The sequence below is a fragment of the Streptomyces roseochromogenus subsp. oscitans DS 12.976 genome, assembly GCF_000497445.1.
Lineage (GTDB): Bacteria > Actinomycetota > Actinomycetes > Streptomycetales > Streptomycetaceae > Streptomyces > Streptomyces oscitans.
Genome location: NZ_CM002285.1, coordinates 7,744,354 through 7,767,402, shown reverse-complemented (window position 1 = coordinate 7,767,402; position 23,049 = coordinate 7,744,354). Strand labels below are relative to the sequence as shown.

Annotated in this window: 18 protein-coding genes and 1 pseudogene; 10 read left to right on the top strand and 9 right to left on the bottom strand. The window is 70.4% G+C overall.

Annotated elements, in window-relative coordinates; all coding sequences use genetic code 11:
• Nucleotides 1–83: 83 nt before the first annotated feature.
• The 3 genes from M878_RS83215 to metH all read right to left on the bottom strand — a co-directional run bounded on the left by M878_RS83215 (nucleotide 84) and on the right by metH (nucleotide 6,533).
• Nucleotides 84–1,688, bottom strand: coding sequence for an ABC transporter substrate-binding protein (locus M878_RS83215; RefSeq protein ID WP_023551923.1), 1,605 nt, complete (start codon nucleotides 1,686–1,688; stop codon nucleotides 84–86).
• A 431-nt stretch (nucleotides 1,689–2,119) separates the two neighbouring features.
• Complete coding sequence (locus tag M878_RS83210) at nucleotides 2,120–2,821, bottom strand: HAD family hydrolase (RefSeq protein ID WP_023551922.1); 702 nt, start codon at nucleotides 2,819–2,821, stop codon at nucleotides 2,120–2,122.
• Between the two features lie 202 nt (nucleotides 2,822–3,023).
• A complete protein-coding gene (metH, locus tag M878_RS83205) occupies nucleotides 3,024–6,533 on the bottom strand; it encodes a methionine synthase (protein WP_023551921.1) in 3,510 nt (1,169 codons plus the stop codon).
• A gap of 349 nt (nucleotides 6,534–6,882) precedes the next feature.
• On the opposite strand from metH, the gene M878_RS83200 reads away from it, so the two are divergent.
• From M878_RS83200 to M878_RS83170, 7 genes are all read left to right on the top strand, one after another.
• Nucleotides 6,883–7,647, top strand: coding sequence for an IclR family transcriptional regulator (locus M878_RS83200; protein WP_023551920.1), 765 nt, complete (start codon nucleotides 6,883–6,885; stop codon nucleotides 7,645–7,647).
• 390 nt (nucleotides 7,648–8,037) lie between these two features.
• A complete protein-coding gene (locus M878_RS83195; protein WP_023551919.1) occupies nucleotides 8,038–8,832 on the top strand; it encodes an MIP/aquaporin family protein in 795 nt (264 codons plus the stop codon).
• Between the two features lie 71 nt (nucleotides 8,833–8,903).
• Complete coding sequence (gene glpK / locus M878_RS83190; protein WP_023551918.1) at nucleotides 8,904–10,442, top strand: glycerol kinase GlpK; 1,539 nt, start codon at nucleotides 8,904–8,906, stop codon at nucleotides 10,440–10,442.
• A 42-nt stretch (nucleotides 10,443–10,484) separates the two neighbouring features.
• Nucleotides 10,485–12,101 carry a glycerol-3-phosphate dehydrogenase/oxidase gene (locus M878_RS83185; protein WP_023551917.1) on the top strand — a complete coding sequence of 539 codons (1,617 nt, stop codon included), beginning with the start codon at nucleotides 10,485–10,487 and terminating at the stop codon, nucleotides 12,099–12,101.
• A gap of 107 nt (nucleotides 12,102–12,208) precedes the next feature.
• Nucleotides 12,209–12,754: a hypothetical protein gene (locus M878_RS83180; RefSeq protein WP_023551916.1), complete on the top strand. Its 546-nt coding sequence runs from the start codon at nucleotides 12,209–12,211 to the stop codon at nucleotides 12,752–12,754.
• A 68-nt stretch (nucleotides 12,755–12,822) separates the two neighbouring features.
• Complete coding sequence (locus M878_RS83175) at nucleotides 12,823–13,494, top strand: FadR/GntR family transcriptional regulator (protein ID WP_023551915.1); 672 nt, start codon at nucleotides 12,823–12,825, stop codon at nucleotides 13,492–13,494.
• A gap of 166 nt (nucleotides 13,495–13,660) precedes the next feature.
• The gene (locus M878_RS83170) at nucleotides 13,661–14,584 is read left to right on the top strand and encodes a PAC2 family protein (protein ID WP_023551914.1); all 924 of its coding nucleotides are present in this window, start codon (nucleotides 13,661–13,663) and stop codon (nucleotides 14,582–14,584) included.
• Nucleotides 14,585–14,662: 78 nt separating this feature from the next.
• On the opposite strand, the gene mshC is transcribed toward M878_RS83170, so the two are convergent.
• The 4 genes from mshC to M878_RS83150 form a co-directional block, all read right to left on the bottom strand.
• A complete protein-coding gene (gene mshC / locus M878_RS83165; RefSeq protein WP_031226610.1) occupies nucleotides 14,663–15,892 on the bottom strand; it encodes a cysteine--1-D-myo-inosityl 2-amino-2-deoxy-alpha-D-glucopyranoside ligase in 1,230 nt (409 codons plus the stop codon).
• Nucleotides 15,893–16,046: 154 nt separating this feature from the next.
• Nucleotides 16,047–16,886 (bottom strand): SCO1664 family protein, encoded by an 840-nt coding sequence (locus M878_RS83160; RefSeq protein ID WP_078630468.1) that lies wholly within the window; start codon nucleotides 16,884–16,886, stop codon nucleotides 16,047–16,049.
• Complete coding sequence (locus M878_RS83155; protein WP_023551911.1) at nucleotides 16,850–17,440, bottom strand: DUF3090 domain-containing protein; 591 nt, start codon at nucleotides 17,438–17,440, stop codon at nucleotides 16,850–16,852. The genes M878_RS83160 and M878_RS83155 overlap by 37 nt, the downstream gene beginning before the upstream one ends.
• Before the next feature lie 118 nt (nucleotides 17,441–17,558).
• On the bottom strand, nucleotides 17,559–18,245 hold the full coding sequence (locus M878_RS83150) for a histidine phosphatase family protein (RefSeq protein ID WP_023551910.1): 687 nt from the start codon (nucleotides 18,243–18,245) through the stop codon (nucleotides 17,559–17,561).
• A gap of 62 nt (nucleotides 18,246–18,307) precedes the next feature.
• On the opposite strand from M878_RS83150, the gene corA reads away from it, so the two are divergent.
• Nucleotides 18,308–19,303, top strand: coding sequence for a magnesium/cobalt transporter CorA (corA, locus tag M878_RS83145; RefSeq protein ID WP_031226606.1), 996 nt, complete (start codon nucleotides 18,308–18,310; stop codon nucleotides 19,301–19,303).
• A gap of 15 nt (nucleotides 19,304–19,318) precedes the next feature.
• On the opposite strand, the gene M878_RS83140 is transcribed toward corA, so the two are convergent.
• Nucleotides 19,319–20,107, bottom strand: coding sequence for a hypothetical protein (locus M878_RS83140; RefSeq protein WP_023551908.1), 789 nt, complete (start codon nucleotides 20,105–20,107; stop codon nucleotides 19,319–19,321).
• Between the two features lie 245 nt (nucleotides 20,108–20,352).
• Nucleotides 20,353–21,408: an LLM class F420-dependent oxidoreductase gene (locus M878_RS83135; RefSeq protein ID WP_023551907.1), complete on the bottom strand. Its 1,056-nt coding sequence runs from the start codon at nucleotides 21,406–21,408 to the stop codon at nucleotides 20,353–20,355.
• Nucleotides 21,409–21,567: 159 nt separating this feature from the next.
• On the opposite strand from M878_RS83135, the gene M878_RS83130 reads away from it, so the two are divergent.
• Nucleotides 21,568–22,551, top strand: a complete 984-nt coding sequence (locus M878_RS83130; RefSeq protein WP_023551906.1) for an aldo/keto reductase — start codon at nucleotides 21,568–21,570, stop codon at nucleotides 22,549–22,551.
• Nucleotides 22,548–23,049: pseudogene (locus tag M878_RS83125) on the top strand (DNA helicase RecD); the annotation flags it as partial. The gene M878_RS83130 and the pseudogene M878_RS83125, both read left to right, overlap by 4 nt.

Below are 23,049 nucleotides of genomic sequence, written 5' to 3'. Positions count from 1 at the left end.
TTATTCGTCGGTTCGTCACCCCGGAGCCCCGTCCTGGCCCCGGGTCACCGGGGCAGCCGTCCCTGGCCCCCGGGAGAGAGCCGTCAGCCGCTCACACCGCGGCCGAGCTCCCACAGCTGAAGCGTCGAGGAGGAGTTGAGGGCGTACGCGACACCCGTGATGTCGCTCCGTGCGGCGACGTACTGCTTGCCCTGCCACAGCGGCAGCACCGGGACGTCGTCGGCGACGGTGTCCTGGATCGCGGTCAGGCTCTTGGCGGCGGCGAGCCGGTCGGCCTCACGGCGGGAGTCCGGGATCAGAGTGTTCTGGATGGTGCTGTTGGAGTACGGCGAGCCGAGGAAGTTGTCCTTGTCGAGGAAGGGCGCGAGGAAGTTGTCGGCGTCGGGGAAGTCGGGGAACCAGCCCATACCGTAGACGTCGTACTGCCCCTTCTTCTCGGCGGGCCGGAAGGTCTCCCAGGTGTGGCCCTGGATGGACGCGTTGAACAGGCCGCTGTCGTTGAGCTGCTGCTGCAGGACCTCGAACTCCTTCTTCTCCGCGGAGCCGTAGTGGTCGGTGGTGTAGTGCAGGGTCAGCTTCACCGGGGTGGTGATGCCGGCCTTGGCGAGCAGGCTCTTGGCCTTGTCGACGCTGGGGTTGCCGTACTTGTTGAAGAACGAGTTGGAGTGGCCGGTGATGGTGGCCGGGACCAGCGAGTACAGCGGCTCGGCCTGGGTGCCGTAGACCTTGCCGACCAGTGCCGCGCGGTCGATGAGCTGGGCCACGGCCTGGCGTACGGCCTTGGACTTCACGCTGGGCGCGTTGGTGTTGAAGGCCAGGTAGCGGATTTCCAGGCCCGGCATGTCGACCAGGTCGACCTTGTCGTCGCCGCCGGCGTCCAGCTTCTGGATCTGCTCGGGCGACATGGTGCGGGTCATGACGTCGATGTCACCCTTGTCGATCGCGGCGCCCATGGCGTCGGCGTCGGAGAAGGAGCGCAGCTCGACCTTGTCGTTGTTCACCTTCACATAGCCCTTGTAGTTGGGGTTCTTGGTGAAGGTGGCGGTGGTGATCGCGTTGCCGTCGGTATCGGCGTGGAAGGTGTACGGGCCGGAGCCGTCGACCTCGAAGCCGTCGCGCAGCTTGTCCTTCGGGTAGTCCTTCGGGTTGATGATGCCCGCGACCGGAGTGGACAGCTTGTACGGGAAGGTGGCGTCGGCCGTCTTGAGGTGGAAGATGACCTCGCGGTCGCCCTGCGTCTCGATGGTGTCGATGGTGTTGAGCAGGGAGGCGACGCCGCTGTCGGACTTGATGCGCAGGGCGCGCTCGATGGAGTACTTGACGTCCTGGGCGGTGACCTGGTCGCCGCTGGCGAACTTGAGGCCGTCGCGGAGCTTGCAGGCGTAGCGTTCGCTGCCGCTGTCGGTGAAGGAGCAGCTCTCGGCGGCGTCCGGGACGGGGTCGCCCTCGCCCTTGGGCTGGGCCATCAGGGTCTGGACGGTCTGGCGAAGGATGTTCCAGGTGCCGACGTCGTAGGCGTAGGCCGGGTCGATGGGTGCCGGGGCGTCGCTGGTGGCGGTGAACCGGTCCGTGGTGCCGACGACGATGGCGTCGCCGCTCTTGCTCCCGCTGCTGGTCCCGCCGCATGCGGCGAGAACCGGGGTGAGCAGGCCGGCTACCGCCGGCAGCACCAAAGTCTTGCGGTTCATGCGGGGGTTTCTCCAGAGCTGTTCGGGTCCGTGTATCCGGCATGCATGGTGGTGCGGCGGATCACGGGGGGTTGCGGCGATGTTCTCGCGACGAGATTAGTCCGCGCCCGCAGGACGGTTCGCGGCCGCGTGAGTTGACCCCCCATCACGCAGGGGAACCGGGTGCGGACGCACCGAAAACCCGACAGCGGCAGGATTAGTGCAGCTTCCCATCAATCGGGACACAAAGACCCGTGGTTCGGGCCCGAACGGGGTCGTTCAGCACAGTCGACCCGGGCTGTCCAGGGCCTTCAAGGTGGCGAACGTCACACCTCCAACTGTGCGGTGAGTCAGTGGAATTCGGCCGGACGGCCGGGCTGGAATTCCCCGCGGGGGGACTTCCCGGAAATGTGTCCAGCAGGGCCAATGGACTTTTCACGCTGGGTGAACGGCTAGGGCATTTCCGTCATCAGGCCACGCAGAAATGCCAGGTCGACCTCTTCCAGGGAGGTGACCACGGTGCGTCCCTCGGACGGGGTGATGGGCGCGACGGAAGGTACGGCGACCACGCGGCAGCCGGCGGCCTCGGCCGCGGCGACTCCGGTCGCGGTGTCCTCGACCACCGCGCACCGGTCGGGCTGCGCGCCGAGCCCGGCGGCGGCGAGCAGATAGGGGTCGGGGAAGGGCTTGGTGCGCGAGACCTCGTCGCCCGCGATGGACAGGGCGAAGTGGTGCGGGCCGAGAACCTTCAGGACACGGTCGATGATGCGCCGGTGGGAGGCCGAGACAAGGGCCGTGGGGATGGCGTGCTCGTGGAGTTCGGCGAGCAGGCGGGCGGCGCCCGGCATCAGCGGCAGGGCATGGCCGATGCGGTCCTCGAAGCCGTCGTTGAGCAGCGCGGTGAGCTCGGTGAGCGGGATGTCGGCGCCGGTGGCCTCGATGAGGAAGCCGGCGCTGCGGGTCATGGGTCCGCCGACCACGACATGCCGCCAGGATTCGTCCAGGGTGTGGCCGAGGCGGGCGAAGATCTCGACCTCGACGTCCCACCAGAAGCCCTCGGTGTCCACCAGGGTGCCGTCCATGTCGAGAAGCACCGCCTGCAGGGCGGAGCCTTCGGCCGTACGGGTTCCGAGCGCGGGGACCGTGCTGGTCATCCGGGCGCACCTCCTTGAGGGACGATCAGGCCGGTTCCCGGACGGGGAACCGGCCTGCAGTGGACCGACCAGTGTACGACTCCGACGCTCGAAGCGCCTCGTTTATCACTCGCGCACGGGGGTATCCCTGAAAACACCCCCGGCGCAGACCAGAGGGTCGTCACCATGCCCGGCGACGGCAGCGCGGCCCCGGAGGGCCGGCTCACCTGGCGTTGAAGTACTTCGCCTCCGGGTGGTGGATCACGATCGCGTCCGTGGACTGCTCGGGGTGCAGTTGGAACTCCTCGGACAGGTGGACACCGATGCGTTCGGGCTGGAGCAGGTCGGCGATCTTGGCGCGGTCCTCCAGGTTCGGGCAGGCGCCGTAGCCGAGGGAGAAGCGGGCGCCCCGGTACTTCAGGGCGAACATGTCCTCGATGTCGGCCGGGTCCTCCCCGCCGAAGCCCAGCTCCGTACGCACGCGCGCGTGCCAGTACTCGGCGAGCGCCTCGGCCAACTGGACGGACAGGCCGTGCAGTTCGAGGTAGTCACGGTAGGAGTTGGACTCGAAGAGCTTGGCGGTCTCCTCGCCGATGCGCGAGCCGACGGTGACGACCTGCAGGCCGACGACGTCGGTCTCGCCGGACTCCTCCGGGCGGAAGAAGTCGGCCAGGCACAGCCTGCGGCCGCGGCGCTGACGCGGGAAGGTGAACCGGGTGCGCTCGTTGCCCCGCTCGTCCAGGATGATCAGGTCGTCGTCCTTGGAGACGCAGGGGAAGTAGCCGTAGACGACGGCCGCTTCCAGCAGGTTCTCCGTCTGGAGCCGATCCAGGAGGCCGCGCAGCCGGGGGCGGCCCTCGCTCTCCACGAGTTCCTCGTACGACGGTCCCTCGCCGGTGCGGGCCTGCTTCAGCCCCCACTGGCCCTTGAACAGCGCGCCCTCGTCGAGCCAGCTCGCGTACTCCTTGAGCTGGATGCCCTTGACGATCCGGGTGTCCCAGAACGGCGGGGCCGGCACCGGGTTGTCGGTGGCGACGTCGGAGCGGACGTGCCCCTCCTCCGGGCGCTCCTCGACGGCGGCGGTGGCACGGACCCTGCGCTGCTTGAGCTCGGGCAGCTTGGCGCCGGGCACGCCGCGCTTGACGCCGATGAGGGCGTCCATCAGGTGCAGGCCCTCGAAGGCGTCGCGGGCGTAGCGGACCTCGCCCTCGTAGATCTCGTGCAGGTCCTGCTCGACGTAGGCGCGGGTCAGGGCGGCACCGCCCAGGATCACCGGGAAGCGGGCGGCCAGGCCGCGCTGGTTCAGCTCCTCCAGGTTCTCCTTCATGATCACCGTCGACTTGACCAGGAGACCGGACATGCCGATGACGTCGGCCCGGTGTTCCTCGGCGGCTTCCAGGATCGCGGAGACCGGCTGCTTGATGCCCAGGTTGACGACGTTGTAGCCGTTGTTGGACAGGATGATGTCGACGAGGTTCTTGCCGATGTCGTGCACATCGCCGCGCACGGTCGCCAGGACGATGGTGCCCTTGCCCTCGGAGTCCGATTTCTCCATGTGCGGTTCGAGGTAGGCGACGGCCGTCTTCATGACCTCGGCGGACTGCAGCACGAACGGCAGCTGCATCTGGCCGGAGCCGAACAGCTCGCCGACGACCTTCATGCCGTCCAGCAGGGTCTCGTTGACGATGTCGAGTGCCGGGCGGTCCTGGAGGGCGGCGTCCAGGTCGGCCTCCAGGCCGTTGCGCTCGCCGTCGATGATCCGCCGCTTCAGGCGCTCCTCCAGCGGCAGCGCGGCCAGCTCCTCGGCCTTGCCCGCCTTCAGCGACTTCGCCGTGGCGCCCTCGAAGAGAGCCATGAGCTTCTGCAGCGGGTCGTAGCCCTCGCTTCGGCGGTCGTAGATCAGGTCCAGGGCGGTGGTGACCTGCTCCTCGTCGAAGCGGGCGATCGGCAGGATCTTGGAGGCGTGCACGATCGCCGAGTCCAGGCCCGCCTTGACGCACTCGTCCAGGAACACACTGTTGAGCAGGATGCGGGCGGCCGGGTTCAGGCCGAAGGAGATGTTGGACAGACCGAGGGTGGTCTGCACGGCCGGGTGGCGGCGCTTGAGCTCGCGGATCGCCTCGATGGTGGCGATGCCGTCGCCCCGGGACTCCTCCTGACCGGTGCAGATGGTGAAGGTCAGAGTGTCGATGAGGATGTCGTCCTCGCGAATGCCCCAGTTCCCTGTCAGGTCCGCGATCAGCCGTTCGGCGATCTCGACCTTCTTCTGCGGGGTGCGGGCCTGGCCCTCCTCGTCGATGGTCAGCGCGATCAGCGCGGCGCCGTGCTCCCGCGCGAGCTTCGTCACGCGCGCGAACCGCGACTCGGGGCCGTCGCCGTCCTCGTAGTTCACGGAGTTGATCACCGCGCGGCCGCCGAGCTTCTCCAGACCGGCCTGGATGACGTCGACCTCGGTGGAGTCCAGCACGATCGGCAGGGTGGAGGCGGTGGCGAAACGGCCGGCCAGCTCCTCCATGTCGGCCACGCCGTCCCGGCCGACGTAGTCCACGCACAGGTCGAGCAGGTGCGCGCCCTCGCGGATCTGCTCGCGCGCCATCTCCACGCAGTCGTCCCAGCGGGCCTCCAGCATGGCCTCACGGAACTTCTTGGAGCCGTTGGCGTTCGTACGCTCGCCGATGGCCAGGTAGGAGGTGTCCTGGCGGAACGGCACCGTCTGGTAGAGGGAGGCTGCGCCGGGCTCGGGGCGCGGGTCGCGCTCGGACGGGGTGAGGCCCTGGACCCGCTCGACGACCTGGCGCAGGTGCTCGGGGGTCGTGCCGCAGCAGCCGCCGACGAGGGAGAGGCCGTACTCGCGGACGAAGGTCTCCTGGGCGTCGGCCAGCTCGGGCGCGGTCAGCGGGTAGTGGGCGCCGTCCTTGCCGAGGACGGGCAGGCCCGCGTTGGGCATGCAGGACAGCGGGATTCGGGCGTTACGGGCGAGGTAGCGCAGATGCTCGCTCATCTCGGCCGGGCCCGTGGCGCAGTTCAGGCCGATCATGTCGATACCGAGCGGTTCCAGCGCGGTGAGCGCGGCGCCGATCTCGGAGCCGAGCAGCATGGTGCCGGTGGTCTCGACGGTCACCGACACGATGACCGGCAGGTCGAGACCGAGGGCTTCGAGGCCGCGGCGGGCACCGAGGACGGCCGCCTTGGTCTGCAGCAGGTCCTGGGTGGTCTCCACGAGCAGCGCGTCGGCGCCGCCGGCGACCAGGCCCTCGGCGTTGCGCTGATAGGCGTCGCGCAGGGTGGTGTAGGGGGCGTGGCCGAGGGTGGGCAGCTTGGTGCCGGGGCCCATGGAGCCGAGGACCCAGCGGGAGCGGCCGTCCTGGGCGGTGAACGCGTCGGCGGTCTCGCGGGCCACGCGGGCGCCGGCCTCGGACAGCTCGTACACGCGCTCGGGAATGTCGTACTCGCCGAGGGCGGAGTGGTTGGCCCCGAAGGTGTTGGTCTCGACGCAGTCGACGCCCACGGAGAAGTACGCCTCGTGGACGGAGCGGACGATGTCGGGGCGGGTGAGGTTGAGGATCTCGTTGCAGCCCTCGAGCTGCTGGAAGTCCTCCAGGGTGGGTTCCTGCGCCTGGAGCATGGTGCCCATGGCTCCGTCGGCGACCACCACGCGGGTGGCGAGCGCCTCACGGAGCGCGGACACACGGGTCCGGCTGTCGGCGGAAGGGGACGGTGGCAACGAGGCCATGAAGGGGCTCCCTCTATGCGACGGCTGTCGGCTATGCGGCTCTCCCGGGCGGGCCGGGATGCCGCACGGCGCCAGCGTAACCGGGAGTCGGCTTGGATGGGCAGCGGCGTCCACGAGGCGGACGCGGGTGGCTCTGCTTCCGCGGACAGGTCACGTGTGAGGTAACAGGTGCCGACCGGCCGTTAGCGGGAGGTCGACATGGACCGGTAGTGTTCGACATTGCCGAACGGCGGGTAACACGTCGCACGACGGTGTATGACAGCAGTCGCGGTATACGACAGCGGTCGGCACCGTGGACGGCGCGACCGGCCGTTCGACGGCGGTCGAAGGGGACGGAGGCAGGACGGCGATGGCACGGAACATCCAGTCGCTCGAACGGGCGGCCGCGATGCTGCGGCTGCTCGCGGGCGGCGAGCGACGGCTCGGCCTGTCGGACATCGCCTCGTCACTGGGTCTCGCCAAGGGCACCGCCCACGGCATCCTGCGCACCCTCCAGCAGGAGGGGTTCGTGGAGCAGGACGACTCCTCCGGCCGCTATCAGCTGGGCGCGGAGCTGCTGCGCCTCGGCACCACATACCTGGACGTGCACGAGCTGCGGGCCAGGGCCCTGGTATGGACCGACGACCTGGCCCGTTCCAGCGGCGAGAGCGTCTACCTGGGGGTCCTGCACCAGCAGGGCGTGCTGATCGTGCACCACGTCTTCCGGCCGGACGACAGCCGGCAGGTGCTGGAGATCGGCGCCATGCAGCCGCTGCACTCCACCGCGCTCGGCAAGGTGCTCTCGGCGTACGACCCGGTGGCGCACAGCGAGTCGCTGGAGACCGAGCGGAAGGCCTTCACCGACCGCACGGTGTGCGACGCCGGGGACTTCGAGCACCTGCTCGACCTCACGCGCGCGCGTGGTTACGCGGCGGACGTGGAGGAGACCTGGGAGGGGGTGGCGTCCATCGCTGCGCCCATCCACGACCGGCGCCGTATGCCCGTGGGTGCGGTCGGCATCGCCGGCGCCGTGGAACGGCTGCGCCGCGACGGCGAGCTGCGTTCCGAGCTGATCGCGGCGGTGCGCGACTGCGCCCGTGCGGTGTCCAGGGACCTGGGCGCAGGACGGTTCTGAGCGGGCGCGGGACAGTTCTGAGCGCTGTGCGCTCGCCCCCGGGTGCGCCCGGGGAATCTCTCTCGGCGGCGACCTGGACGCCGGGCGGCGTTCCGGATCTCGCCCTACCCTGAAATGGACATATCCGACTAACACCTATGTCTGGGCGCGAAGAGTGATAACCGGCAGCGATCAATAACGATCCTGTTTTCAATAACAGAACCCTTGACGCATGCGTAACGCCGAAGCAAGACTCCCGTCCATCGGTCGGCATTGTCGAACACCTACCGGCAATACGCGCTAGAGTGTGACAACGCCAAGGACCGGCATCGCTCTCACCCCCGAGGGCGCCAGAACCCCCGGCGGGACCGGGGTTCGGCTATCCCTGGACGAAGGACAAAGGAGTCGCGGGTGTCCAGCTCCGACATCTTCATCGGCGAGACCATCGGTACCGCCATACTCATCCTGCTCGGCGGCGGCGTCTGCGCGGCCGTCACGCTGAAGGCCTCCAAGGCCCGTAACGCCGGTTGGCTCGCCATCGCCTTCGGGTGGGGCTTCGCCGTCATGACGGCCGTCTACATCTCCGGACCGCTCTCCGGTGCGCACCTCAACCCGGCCGTCACCGTCGCCCTGGCCATCAAGAGCGGCGACTGGACCAACGTTCCGGTCTATTTCGCCGGCCAGCTGCTCGGCGCGATGATCGGCGCGACCCTGGTGTGGGTCGCCTACTACGGCCAGTTCCACGCGCATCTCACCGACAAGGAGATCGTGGGCGGTCCCGGCGCGCAGGCCACCGCGGCCAAGGCGGTCGAGGCCCAGGAGAAGGGCGCCGGCCCGGTCCTCGGCATCTTCTCCACCGGTCCGGAGATCCGGAACGTGGCGCAGAACCTCGCCACGGAGATCATCGGCACGGTCGTGCTGATCCTCGCGGTCCTCACGCAGGGCCTGAACGACAAGGGCAACGGCCTCGGCATCCTCGGCGGTCTGATCACCGCGTTCGTGGTGGTGTCGATCGGTCTCTCCCTCGGCGGCCCGACGGGCTACGCGATCAACCCGGCCCGTGACCTGGGCCCGCGCATCGTGCACGCCCTGCTGCCGCTGCCCAACAAGGGCGGTTCCGACTGGGCTTACGCCTGGATCCCGATCGTCGGTCCGCTGATCGGCGGCGCGATCGCTGCAGGCATCTACAACGTCGCATTCGCTTAATACGTATACGTAGGTATTGAGCACGCGCCGTACGTAAAGCCCCCTCACCACGGATCTTTCAGGAGCACACAGTGACCGACGCCCACACCGCAGGCCCGTTCATCGCCGCGATCGACCAGGGCACGACCTCCTCGCGCTGCATCGTCTTCGACAAGGACGGCCGGATCGTCTCCGTCGACCAGAAGGAGCACGAGCAGATCTTCCCGAAGCCGGGCTGGGTCGAGCACAACGCCAACGAGATCTGGACCAACGTCCAGGAAGTCGTCGCCGGAGCCATCCAGAAGGCCGGCATCACCCGTGACGACATCAAGGCCATCGGCATCACCAACCAGCGCGAGACCACCGTGCTGTGGGACAAGAACACCGGTGAGCCCGTCCACAACGCCCTCGTCTGGCAGGACACCCGCACCGATGCCCTGTGCCGGGAGCTGGGCCGCAACGTCGGCCAGGACCGCTTCCGCCGCGAGACCGGCCTGCCGCTGGCCTCGTACTTCTCCGGGCCCAAGGCTCGCTGGCTGCTGGACAACGTCGAGGGCCTCAAGGAGCGCGCCGAGGCCGGCGACATCCTCTTCGGCACCATGGACACCTGGGTCATCTGGAACCTGACCGGCGGTGTCAACGGCGGCCACCACGTCACCGACGTGACCAACGCCTCCCGCACCCTTCTCATGAACCTGCACACCATGCAGTGGGACGAGAAGATCGCCGAGTCCATCGGCGTCCCGACGCAGATCCTTCCCGAGATCCGCTCCTCCGCCGAGGTCTACGGCGAGGTCAAGGGCGGCAAGCTGGGCGAGCTGCTCGGCGGCATCCCGGTCGCCTCCGCGCTCGGCGACCAGCAGGCGGCCCTGTTCGGCCAGTGCTGCTTCGCCGAGGGCGAGACCAAGTCGACCTACGGCACCGGCACCTTCATGGTGATGAACACCGGCGACAAGATCATCAACTCCTACGCCGGTCTGCTGACCACGGTCGGTTACAAGATCGGCGACCAGCCGACGGTCTACGCCCTGGAGGGCTCGATCGCCGTCACCGGCTCGCTGGTGCAGTGGATGCGCGACCAGATGGGCCTGATCTCCACCGCCGCCGAGATCGAGACGCTCGCGCTCTCGGTCGAGGACAACGGCGGCGCCTACTTCGTGCCGGCCTTCTCCGGTCTGTTCGCCCCGCACTGGCGTTCCGACGCCCGCGGTGTGATCGCCGGTCTGACCCGGTACGTCACCAAGGCGCACCTCGCGCGCGCCGTCCTGGAGGCCACCGCCTGGCAGACCCGGGAGATCGCCGACGCCATGGTCAAGGACTCCGGCGACGAGCTGGTGGCCCTGAAGGTGGACGGCGGTATGACCTCCAACAACCTGCTGATGCAGACCCTCGCCGACGTTCTGGACGCACCTGTGGTGCGCCCGATGGTCGCCGAGACCACCTGCCTCGGCGCCGCCTACGCCGCCGGTCTCGCCGTCGGCTTCTGGTCCAGCACCGACGAACTGCGCGCCAACTGGCGCCGGGCCGCCGAATGGACTCCCCAGATGGACGCGGACACCCGCGACCGTGAGTACAAGAACTGGCTCAAGGCCGTCGACCGGACCATGGGCTGGATCGAGGACGAGAGCTGAGCTGCCCCACAGATCAGCTCTGACGAGGAGTAAGTACCCGACATGACCAGTCAGTCCACCCTGCAGTCCGTGCCTGCCCTCGGGACGCACCCGGCCTCCGGCTCCAACCCGAGCCGCGCCGAGACCCGGGAGCAGCTCTCCAAGGCGTCGTACGACCTTCTGGTGATCGGCGGCGGCATCCTGGGCATCTCCACCGCCTGGCACGCCGCGCAGTCCGGCCTGAGGGTGGCTCTGGTCGACGCCGGCGACTTCGCCGGCGCCACCTCCTCCGCCTCCTCCAAGCTGCTCCACGGCGGTCTGCGCTACCTGCAGACCGGCGCGGTGAAGCTGGTGGCGGAGAACCACTTCGAGCGCCGTGCGGTCTCCCGCCAGGTGGCCCCCCACCTGGCGAACCCGCTCACCTTCTACCTCCCCGTGTACAAGGGCGGGCCGCACGGCGCGGCGAAGCTCGGCGCGGGCGTCTTCGCCTACTCCGCGCTCTCCGCGTTCGGCGACGGCGTCGGCCATCTGCTCTCGCCCGCCCGGGCGGCGCAGGACGTGCCCGAGCTGCGCACCGAGAAGCTCAAGGCCGTGGCCGTGTACGGCGACGACCAGATGAACGACGCGCGCATGGCGCTGATGACGGTCCGTGCTGCCGTCGAGGCGGGCGCCGTCGTCCTCAACCACGCCGAGGTCACCGGGCTGCGCTTCACCAACGGCCGGGTCACCGGCGCCGAGCTCAAGGACCGGCTCTCCGGTGCGGAGTTCGGGGTCAACGCCCGCCTGGTGCTGAACGCGACCGGCCCCTGGGTGGACCACCTGCGCAAGCTGGAGGACCCGAACGCGGCGCCGTCCATCCGCCTGTCCAAGGGCGCGCACCTGGTCCTGAAGCGGACGTCCCCGTGGAAGGCCGCGCTGGCGACCCCGATCGACAAGTACCGGATCACCTTCGCCCTCCCCTGGGAGGACATGCTCCTGCTCGGTACGACCGACGAGGAGTACGAGGGCGACCCGGCGGACGTCGACGTCAACGAGAAGGACATAGCCCAGATCCTGGACGAGGCCGCGTTCTCCGTGCGCGACCAGCAGCTCCAGCGTGACCTCATCACCTACGCGTTCGCCGGTCTGCGGGTGCTGCCGGGCGGCCCCGGTGACACCGCCAAGGCCAAGCGCGAGACCGTGGTGACCGAGGGCAAGGGCGGCATGCTGTCCGTCGCGGGCGGCAAGTGGACGACGTTCCGGCACATCGGCCGTACGGTGATGCAGAAGCTGGAGTCGCTGCCGGGTCACCCGCTGGGCGACGACTTCGAGCCGATCTCCTCGCTGCCCAAGAAGCTGCCGCTGCCCGGTGTCGCCAACCCGCGCGCGGTCGCGCACCGGCTGCTGGTGGACCACCCGGCGCCGGGTCCGCGCATGGCCGCCGACACGGCCAAGCACCTGGCGACGCACTACGGTTCGCTGGCCTTCGACATCGCCCGCCTGGCGAACGAGAACCCGGACCTGGCCGAGCGCGTCCACCCGGACGCCCCGGAGATCTGGGCGCAGGTCGCCTGGGCCCGCGACCACGAGTGGGCCGAGACGCCGGACGACGTGCTGCGCCGCCGGACGACGCTCACCATCCGGGGTCTGGCCACGGACGAGGTCCGCGCCAAGGTGCAGGACCTGCTCGACAAGAAGTAGGCGGGCGCGAGCGACCGGGCCTGGCTGAGGGGCTGTTCCACCGCGGTGGGGCGGCCCCTTTCGCCAGGTCAGGGGGCATTGTCAGTGCCGGGTGCTTCCATGGGGGCATGGACAACGATCACGTGGATCCGGCGGAACTCGCGGCCCTGCGCGAGGCGTTCGGTGCCGACGACGGGGGCGCGTCGGCGCTGGGCTGGGAGGCGGTGCGGGCCTTCGAGGCGCAGCACGGGGTGATACTGCCGGAGCCGTACAGGACGTGCGTGGCGGAGGTGACGGACGGGTCGTCCCAGGGCCCGCCGGAGTACGGGCTGGTGGCACTGGCCGAGGGCGGCGGCAAGCAGCGGCTGGCCGAGCCGTTCCCCCTCACCCGGATGTGGCTGTGGGAGCAGGACGACGGGGGGTACGAGGATCCGGGCGCCGTCATCGAGCAGGTCGCCGGCGACGGGTCGATCGTGCTGGGCACGGACGGCTGCGGCATGGACTGGCATCTGATCGTCAGCGGTCCCCACCGGGGTCACATATGGCAGATCACCGGTGAGGGCGCGGTTCCGTTCGGTGCGGAGTTCGGACACACCACGGCCGAGCCGGGCTTCGCCGGCTGGGTGCGGCACTGGGCGGACGGCAAGGAATGGTTCGACAGCCCGGCCGTATGAGGTCCGGCCGCATAATGTGCTGAGACATCCGATGTCTGAGGCATGGGGCGGGCGACAGGAGGCCGGGCATGGCAGTCACCGACGAGGCGATCGAGAAGATCAAGGACATGATCGTCTCCGGTGCGCTGCGCCCCGGCGACCGGCTGCCCAAGGAGAGCGAGCTGGCGGCCGAGCTGGGCCTGTCCCGCAACTCGCTGCGGGAGGCCGTACGGGCCCTGTCACTGATCCGGATCCTGGACGTGCGCCAGGGCGACGGCACCTATGTCACCAGCCTCGATCCGCAGCTGCTGCTGGAGGCGATGAGCTTCGTCGTGGACTTCCACCGCGACGACACCGTGCTGGAGTTCCTGGCGGTGCGCCGGATCCTGGAACCGGCCGCGACGGCGATGGCGGCCTTCCGGATCAGCGAGCAGCAACTGGACGCCTTGACCGCCCAGTTGGACGCGCTGGGTGAGGAACCCTCGGTGGAGGAGCTGGTCGCCGCCGACCTGGAGTTCCACCGCGGCATCGTGCGTGGTGCCGGCAACTCGGTGCTGTGCTCCCTGCTGGACGGCCTGTCGGGGCCGACCACACGGGCCCGGATCTGGCGGGGTCTGACCCAGGAGGACGCGGTGGGCCGCACCCTGCGCGAGCACCGGGCGATCCTGGCCGCACTGCGCGACCGGGACGCGGAGGCGGCCCGCTCCTGGGCGACCGTGCACATCGCGAGCGTGGAGCAGTGGCTCCGCAGCACACTGTGAAACGCCCGTGCGGAGCGGTCCGGGCTCCCGGTTGACGCGGGGTGTTCGACGGGGGCGATCGGGGCAGTGATCCGGTCACTCCCCCACGCAAGGGGGCTGCGGGCGCCCCCGCCGGACGCCGTAAGGTTGGTGAGTCAAGCGAGGGCACGTCGGAAGGAGGCACTGGGTGATCGAGCTGGAGGGGGTTCCCGAGCTGATCGACCCAGTCATGGTGGCCGCGTTCGAGGGCTGGAACGATGCCGGCGACGCCGCCTCCACGGCGGTCGCACATCTGGAACGCGAATGGAAGGGCGAGGTGTTCGCGGCGCTGGACGCCGAGGACTACTACGACTTCCAGGTGAACCGCCCCACGGTGTTCATGGACGGCGGTGTGCGCAAGATCACCTGGCCGACGACGAGGCTGTCGGTGGTGCGGGTCGGCGGCGAGAAGCCGCGCGACCTGGTGCTGGTCCGCGGCATCGAACCGTCCATGCGCTGGCGCTCGTTCTGCAACGAGCTGCTCGGCTTCGCGCACGAGCTGGGCGTGGAGCTGGTGGTCATCCTGGGCGCGCTGCTCGGTGACACCCCGCACACGCGTCCGGTGCCGGTCAGCGGGGTCACGTCCGACCCGGACCTGGCCGAGCGGATGGATCTGGAAGAGACCAAGTACGAGGGCCCGACCGGCATCGTCGGTGTCCTGCAGGAGGCGTGCACGCACGCCGGCGTCCCGGCGGTGTCGCTGTGGGCGGCCGTACCGCACTACGTCTCCCAGCCGCCCAACCCCAAGGCCACGCTGGCGCTGCTCAACCGCCTGGAGGATCTGCTGGACCTGCGCATCCCGCAGGGCGAGCTGCCCGAGGACGCGCGGGCCTGGCAGGTCGGCGTGGACCAGCTGGCCGCCGAGGACAGCGAGGTCGCCGAGTACGTCCAGACGCTGGAGGAGGCCCGGGACACCGCGGAGCTGCCGGAGGCGTCGGGCGAGGCGATCGCCCGCGAGTTCGAGCGGTATCTGCGGCGCCGGGACGTGAGCCCTCCGGGCGGGAAGCAGAGACCTCCGGCCGGTGGCGCGGGTGGCTCCAAAGAGGACGACGACGACGGTCCGGAGGACTGAGGTACGGCGAAGGGGCGGTTCCCGTGTTGGGGACGCGCCCCTTCTTTTTGCTGCCGTCCTTGTGTTGCCGTCGCGGTGTTACAGGGCTACCCCCAGCAGCGCGTCCACGGCACGCGTGACAACGCCCGGCGCGCCCGTGTCGGTGCCGCCCTGCTCCTCCTGCTGAGCCGCCCAGCGGTCCACCGCGGCCAGCGCGGCGGGCGCGTCGAGGTCATTCGCCAGGGCCTCGCGGATTTCCTCGACGAGAGCGTCGGCGGACGGGCCGTCGGGGCGGGAGACGGCGGCGCGCCAGCGGCCCAGGCGGGCCACTGCGTCCTGGAGGACCTGGTCGGTCCACTCCCAGTCGGCGCGGTAGTGGTGGGCCAGCAGGGCGAGGCGGATGGCGGCCGGGTCGACGCCGTCGCGGCGCAGCTTCGAGACGAAGACGAGGTTGCCCTTGGACTTGGACATCTTCTCGCCGTGCAGGGCGACCATGCCGGCGTGCACATAGGCCTTGGCCATGGGGAACTCGCCGGTGAGCACCTGGGCGTGCGAGGCGCCCATCTCGTGGTGCGGGAAGGCGAGGTCGGAGCCGCCGCCCTGGACGTCGAAGCCCATGCCGAGGTGGTCGAGGGCGATGGCCACGCACTCGATGTGCCAGCCGGGCCGGCCCCGGCCGAGGGAGGCGCCGTCCCAACTGGGCTCGCCCTCGCGGGCGGCCATCCACAGCATCGGGTCGAGGGGGTTCTTCTTGCCCGGGCGGTCCGGGTCGCCGCCGCGCTCGGCTGACAGCAGCCGCATGGCGGCCGCGTCGAGGTTCGAGACCGAGCCGAAGTGGCTGTCGGACTCGACGGAGAAGTAGATGTCGCCCTCCAGCTCGTAGGCCGCGCCGAGTTCGCGCAGCCGCTCCACGAGCGGGACGATGCCGGGTATCGCCTCCACGGCGCCTATGTAGTGCTGCGGCGGGAGCAGGCGCAGGGCGGTCATGTCCTCGCGGAAGAGGGCCGTCTCCTTCTCGGCGAGGGCGACCCAGTCGATGCCGTCCCGCTCCGCGCGCTGCAGCAGCGGATCGTCGACGTCGGTGACGTTCTGGACGTAGTGGACCTGCCGCTTGGTGTCGAGCCACACGCGCTGCACAAGGTCGAACGCGTTGTAGGTCGCCGCGTGCCCTATGTGGGTGGCGTCGTACGGCGTGATGCCGCAGACATAGAGACGGGCGACGGGACCGGGGGCGAGGGTGACGAGGCCGCCGGTCGCGGTGTCGTGGATCCTCAGGTCGCGGCCCTGACCAGGCAGGGCGGGGACCTCGGAAGCGGGCCAGGCATGCATGTACATGAGCCTAACCGGCCGCCAGCCGCGTATACGAACGGGATCGCGCCGGATGGCCTGTCAGGCGTTCTTGCATGTCGGCGGGCGATGTGCTGACCGTGCTCGAACGGGGGCCGCCGACCGTGCTCGCACCCGTGGGTTCACCCGGGTGGGTTCACACCGGCGGCCAGGGGATGGCCGGCCACTCCCCGCTCGGCTCGGGGTGGACTCCCGTGGTGAGCAGCGCGTCGACACGCGCGCGTGTGGCGTCGATCTCAGCCGGACTGATCAGGCCGGTCAGCCGCTCGCCCAGCGGCCCGTCGAGGGCTCCCCGCAGTCCCCCGAGGACGTCGACGGCCTCGCCGGTCAGCGGCTCCCCGGCCCAGCCCCACAGCAGCGTGCGCAGCTTGTCGTCGACGTTGAAGGTGACGCCGTGGTCGATGCCGTAGAGCCGACCGTCGGGGGTGGGCAGCAGATGGCCGCCCTTGCGGTCGGCGTTGTTGATCACCGCGTCGAGGACGGCGAGCCGGCGCAGCCGCTCGTCGTCGGCGTGCACGAGGAGCGCGGTGCGGCCCTCGCCGACCTCGGCCAGGCCGATCGCCTTCCAGCCCGGCTCCGGTTCCTCGGCCTCGACCAGGGCGAGCAGCTCCGCCTCGGCCTGGACGTCGATCCACAGCTGGCACATGCCGTCGCCGTAGGGCCCGTCGCGCAGCACCGTCGGCGGGACGAGCCCCCAGCCGGTGGCCTCGGAGACCTCGTAGGCGGCCACCTCGCGGCCTGCCAGGGTGCCGCCGGGGAAGTCCCACAGCGGGCGCTCCCCGGCCACCGGCTTGTAGATGCAGGAGGCTTCCCGGCCGTCCAGGGCGATCGTGCAGAACAGCGCTGCGTTGGAGGCCTCGCGGATCCGGCCGCGGACGGTCAGCTCACCCCGCGCGAGCAGCTCGGCGGCGGCCGCGTCAGCCCCGGTGTCGGCGGCGGTCACGCTCCGCGGCGGTATCCGTTCTGGCGCGGACATACGTGTCCTTCCGGATCGAGCGGGAGGCTGCACAGCGGGCACGGCGGCCGCCCGGCGTTGACGACGTCGAGGGCGCGCTTGGCGAAGGCCCTGGCCTGCGCGCCGGTCAGCCGGACCCGCAGCATCGGGGGCCCGTTCTCCTCGTCCTGGAGCAGCCGCTCCTCGGCCTCGGCGAGGTCCTCCTCGGTGTCGGCGTCCAGCTCTACCAGAGCCTGCGCCTCGACGATCATGCGCTGTTCCTCGCCGTCCCAGGCCAGCGCCATGGTGCCGACGCGGAACTCCTCCTCGATGGGGGTCTCCAGCGGGGCGGTGTCGGCGATCTCGGTGGGCGCCACGGCGGGCACGGAGGCGCTGCCGCCGCTACGCCGTACGACCTCGTCGAGCAGTTCGTCCATGCGCTCGGCGAGCGCGGCCACCTGGGTCTTCTCCAGAGCCACGCTGGTCACCCGGGAGCCTGCGATGGCCTGGAGGAAGAACGTACGGCGTCCGGGCAGCCCGACCGTGCCGGCCACGAAGCGGTCCGGCGGGTCGTAGAGGAACACCTGACGGGACACGTCCTGTCTCCATTGGATTCGAGAGTTTCAGCGGTGCGGGAGCCTCAGCGGGCGAGGGACCGCGGATGCGCGACGATGCGGATCGGTGCGGACCGCTTCACCCTACTGCGGCAGACGATCACGGTGCGCCCGCACCACCCCCGACCGGTGCGTCGCCCTCACCGGCTTCCTCGCGCGGGGCGAGTGAGGCGAAATCCCCGGTGTCGCCGAGGCGAACGAGAAACGGCCGGAGGCGGGTGTAGCGGATCGCGGTGACGGAACACGGCTCCACGGAGATCCGCTGGAACAGGTCGAGGTGGAGCCCGAGGGCGTCGGCGACCAGGGACTTGATGATGTCACCGTGGGAGCACATCAGGTAGACGGCGTCGGCGCCGTGCTCGCGCTCCACGCGCGCGTTCCACTCGCGTACGGCCTCGGCGGCGCGGGTCTGCATGGCGCGCAGGGACTCGCCGCCGGGGAACGCGGCGGCCGACGGGTGGGCCTGGACGACCTCCATCAGCGGTTCGTCCGTCAGCTCGGCGAGCTTGCGGCCGGACCAGTCGCCGTAGTGGCACTCCCCGATCCGTTCGTCGGTATGGGCGCGCAGTTCCGGGCGGGCTTCGAGGAGCGGCCGCAGGGTCTCCTGGCAGCGCTGCAGGGGGCTCGTGACGACCTCGGAGATCGGCAGCCCGGCGAGCCGTGCGGGCAGCGCGGCGGCCTGTGCGGCGCCGCGCTCGTCGAGGGCGACGCCGGGCGTCCAGCCGGCGAGCACCCCGGAGGTGTTGGCGGTGGAACGTCCGTGCCGGACGAGGATCAGCGTGGGCATGCGGCCCAGGGTAGGCGCATCATCACATGCATGGGTGAGCGAGCGAGGGGAGAATGCGCTCCGTGATCGTCGACTGCGCCATCTACCGGCACGGGCACCGCATCGAGGGCCCGGAGGACCTGTCCGACGCGCTCGCCGAGGCGCGGGCGGCGGGCGGGTTCGTGTGGATCGGCCTGTACGAGCCGTCCGAGCGCGAGTTCGACCTGGTCACCCAGGAGTTCGCGCTGCATCGGCTGGCGGTCGAGGACGCCCTCAACGCGCATCAGCGGCCCAAGCTGGAGGTGTACGACGACTCGCTGTTCATGGTGCTGAAGCCGGTCGCGTACGACGCGGACCATGACACCGTCTCGGCCGACGAGATCATGGTCTTCATCGGCAACTGCTTCGTGGTCACCGTCCGCCACGGCGAGATCTCGCCCCTGGCCGCCGTACGGCACCGGCTGGAGGAGGAGCCGGAGATGCTCGACAAGGGCCCGACCGCCGTGCTGTACGCGATCTCCGACGCTGTCGTCGACCACTATCTGGAGGTGGCGACGGAGCTGGGGAACGATCTGGGGGAGCTGGAGGCGGAGGTGTTCCGGCCGGAGGGCGGCGGCTCGCGGCACATCGCGTCCCGGATCTACGGCTTCAAACGGCAGATCCTGGAGTTCCGCCGGGCAACCGGGCCGCTGGCGCTGCCACTGACCCGGCTGGCGGGCACCGGACCGTTCGGTGCCACGGTGCCCTTCGTGCACGACAAGGCGCGCCCGTTCTTCCGTGACGTCGGCGACCATCTGATGCGGGTGAACGAGTCCGTGGAGGCCCTGGACCGGCTGGTGTCGGACATGCTGTCGGCGCATCTGGCGCAGATGAGCGTGCGGCAGAACGACGACATGCGGAAGATCTCCTCGTGGGCGGCGATGGCCGCGGTTCCCACGATGATCGCGGGTATCTACGGCATGAACTTCGACCACATGCCGGAGCTGCACTGGCTGTGGTCGTACCCGGCGGTGATCCTGCTGATGGCGGCCCTGGAGGTACTGCTGTACCGGCTGTTCAAGGGGCGCGGCTGGCTGTGAGGGCCCGGATGCGGCTCAGGCGAACTCGTGGGCGGGGGTGGCGGGGCCGCCGAGGGCGTCGCGGCGCTCGGGCAGGCGGAGGACGAGCATGCGGCGCCAGCCGACGAGGCGCTCATAGCCGTACATGGCGTGGATGCCCGCCGCGAGTACGACGGACTTCGCCTTCGGCCAGCCGAGGATGCGGCCCATGCGGGCGAGGACGGCGAGGCTGACGTCCCGGTAGACGCGGCTCTCGGCGAGCGCGCAGGTGCGCAGGGTGCGCCGGATCAGCCGGCCGTGGCCGGCGGCGGCGAACCGCAGCAGTTCCTCGTGGGTGTAGGCGAGGTGGTTGTCCTCGTCGTCCGAGATGATGCGGACGGCCTTGCCGACCTCGGGATGGTCGCCGAAGTACCGGCGCAGCATCACCATCTGGTCGGCGGCGCGCTGTTCGGTGACCCGGCTGTGTGAGAGGTAGACGATGAGGTCCCGCACGCTGAGCGGCTCGTCCCGGCGGAGCTTGTCGTGGGCGAGGCCGATGCCGCGCCGCTCCAGGAGCATCGTGTAGTCGGTCTCGGGCGGTACGGCGGCGGGGGTGAGCCCGCGCTTCCTCAGCAGGGCGTGGAAGATGCGTCCGTGCTTGTCCTCGTCGGCGCCGTGGCGGGCGATCTTCGGTGCCAGTTCGCGTGCGCTGCCCGGCACCAGGGAGGCGATCCGTCCGTTCTCCCAGCCGCCCTGGGACTCCCCGCTGGCGGCGATGGAGCAGAAGAGCCGGAACGACTCGTCGTGGTCGAGGATCTCCTGGAACAGACTCCTGGCCGACAGCATGGATGCCACCTCTCCGGACGATTCCTCAGCATTCCCCGATATTCAGTGCTCTTCCAGTGCCTTTCGCGATATTCCGCAAAGAACGAGTCAAATGCGGGCAGAGGAGAGCCGCAACACGGGTGCCGGAAGACTCGGCCGAAAGAAGGAACGCGGGCGTCGTAACCGCGCGACGCCCGGCGCGTTGTTCCCCGTGACGGCCGTGGCGGGGAAGACCCCCGAGCCCCCACCACGGCCGCTGACGCTGTCTAGGCCAGTCCTGCGCGTTCCAGGGCCTCGCTGCCGGCGCGCAGGGAGGCGAGGCGCTCCTCCAGTGTGAAGCCGGCGGGCGACAGGCTGAGGGTGGTGACACCGGCGGCGGCGTAGGCCCTCATCCGGTCGGCGATCCGGTCGACGGAGCCCAGCAGCGTCGTCTTGTCGATGAGGTCCTGCGGGATCGCGGCGGCGGCGCCCTGCTTGTCGCCGGACAGGTACTTCTGCTGGATCTCGGCGGCCTCCTTCTCGTATCCCATGCGCTGGGCGAGCTGGTTGTAGAAGTTCTGCTTGGCGCTGCCCATGCCGCCGACGTACAGCGCGGTGTAGGGGCGGAAGGTGTCGGCGAGGCGGGCCACGTCCTTGTCGTCGCCGACGGCCAGCGGCAGGGTCGGGCACACATCGAACCCGTCGAGCGTCTTGCCCGCCTTCTCGCGGCCGGCGCGCAGGTACTTGAGCGTGGTGTCCTCGAGGTGGTCGGCGGAGGGGAAGATCAGCAGGGCGCCGTCGGCGATCTCGCCGGTCTGCTCCAGGTTCTTCGGGCCGATCGCTGCGATGTAGAGCGGGATGTGCTCGCGCTGGGGGTGCACGGTCAGCTTGATCGGCTTGCCCGGACCGCCCGGCAGCGGCAGCGTCCAGTGCTCGCCCTCGTACGTCAGGCGCTCCCGCGTCATCGCCTTGCGCACGATCTCCACGTACTCGCGGGTGCGGGCCAGCGGCTTGTCGAACTTGACGCCGTACCAGCCCTCGGAGACCTGCGGGCCGGAGACGCCGAGGCCGAGGCGGAAGCGACCGCCGGAGAGCGAGTCCAGGGTGGCCGCCGTCATCGCCGTCATCGCGGGCTGGCGGGCCGGGATCTGGAAGATGGCCGAGCCGACGTCGATGCGCTCGGTCTGCGCGGCGACCCAGGACAGGACCGTCGCCGCGTCGGAGCCGTATGCCTCGGCGGCCCAGCACACCGAGAAGCCCAGCCGGTCGGCCTCCTGCGCGACCGCCAGATTGTCCCCGTCCATCCCGGCGCCCCAGTAGCCGAGGTTGATCCCGAGCCGCATGCCGTCCCCTTACCGATCAGTAACGTCCCTGTGGGGCCGACCATAGCGCGGGGGCGGGTGTCAGGGCAGTAGCTGGGCCACCGCACCGGGCGCCCCGCAACCGACTTGGTTATCCACAGGCCACCCACCGCGCGGGTTCTGGCCAGTAATCTCGCCCGCATGGAGCAGAGGCATCTCGGCCGTACCGGCCTGCGCGTGTCCCGGATCGGACTCGGCACCCTCACCTGGGGCCGGGACACCGACGAGCACGACGCCGCGGACATGCTGAAGGCGTTCTGGGAAGCCGGCGGCACGCTCGTCGACACCGCGGACGTGTACGGCGACGGCGAGGCGGAGTATCTGCTCGGGCAGCTGATGGACGGCCTGGTGCCGCGCCGGGACCTGGTGATCTCCACCAAAGCGGGCAGCGTCCCCGACCCCGACCGTCGCGTCGACGGCTCCCGCGGCCATCTGCTCGCCGCGCTCGACGCCTCCCTGAACCGCCTGGGCACGGAGTACGTCGACCTGTGGCACGTCCATGCCTACGACCCCGGCACCCCGCTGGAGGAGACGCTCCAGGCCCTCGACATAGCGGTGAGCAGCGGCCGCGCCCGCTACGCCGGGGTCTCCAACTTCTGCGGCTGGCAGCTCGCCAAGGCGGCCACCTGGCAGCTCGCGGCACCCGGCGTCCGGACCCGGCTGGCCAGCACACAGCTGGAGTACTCGCTGCTGCAGCGGGGCGTGGAGCGTGAGGTGCTGCCCGCCGCGCTGGACCTCGGCGTCGGTCTGCTGCCCTCCTCGCCGCTCGGCCGGGGCGTCCTGACCGGGAAGTACCGGCACACCACTCCGGCGGACTCGCGCGGCGCCTCCGAGCACCTGGCCCCGTTCGTGGAGCCGTATCTGGACGACACGGCCTCCCGCATCGTGGACGCGGTGACGACGGCGGCCGACGGGCTCGCCGTCACCCCGCTCCAGGTGGCCCTCGCCTGGGTCCGGGACCGGCCCGGCGTGGCCGCGCCGATCGTGGGCACGCGCAACGCGCAGCAGCTCACGGCGGCGTTGTCAGTGGAGGCCCTTAGTCTTCCTGACGAGATCTGCCGGGCGCTGGACGATGTGTCGGCGCCCTTGCACCGCTATCCCGATCACGACTGGAGCACGCTGTGAGCACGGAGCCGGAGACCACGGAGGAAGCCGGGCCGGGGACACCGGACACACCCCGAGGCCTCGGGTGGGGACACCCGCCCACGCCCGAGGGGAGCCGTGCGGACGGTGCCGAGGCGGGCGAGGCCGAAGGCGGGGGCGGCGCGGGCGCCAGGGCGCACGGAAGCGAGGACACCGGCGCGGGCGAGGACGGCGCGAGTGCGGCCGAGGGCGAGAGCACTGGCGCAGGCGCGAGTGCGGCCGAGGGCGAGAGCACTGGCGCAGGCGCGAGTGCGGCCGAGGGCGTGGACACCGGCGCGGGCGCGAGTGCGGCCGAGGGCGTGGACACCGGCGCGGGCGAGACCGAAGCCGAGGGCGGCGCGAGCACGGGCGAGGCCGAAGGCGAGAGCGGTTCGGACGGCGGTGAGGGTTCGGGCGGCGACGGTGAGGGCGCAGGCGGAGCCGGCGGCGGTGAGGGCGCCGGGGCCCAGGTGTCCGAGGCGGAGGCCGAGTTGGCGGCGC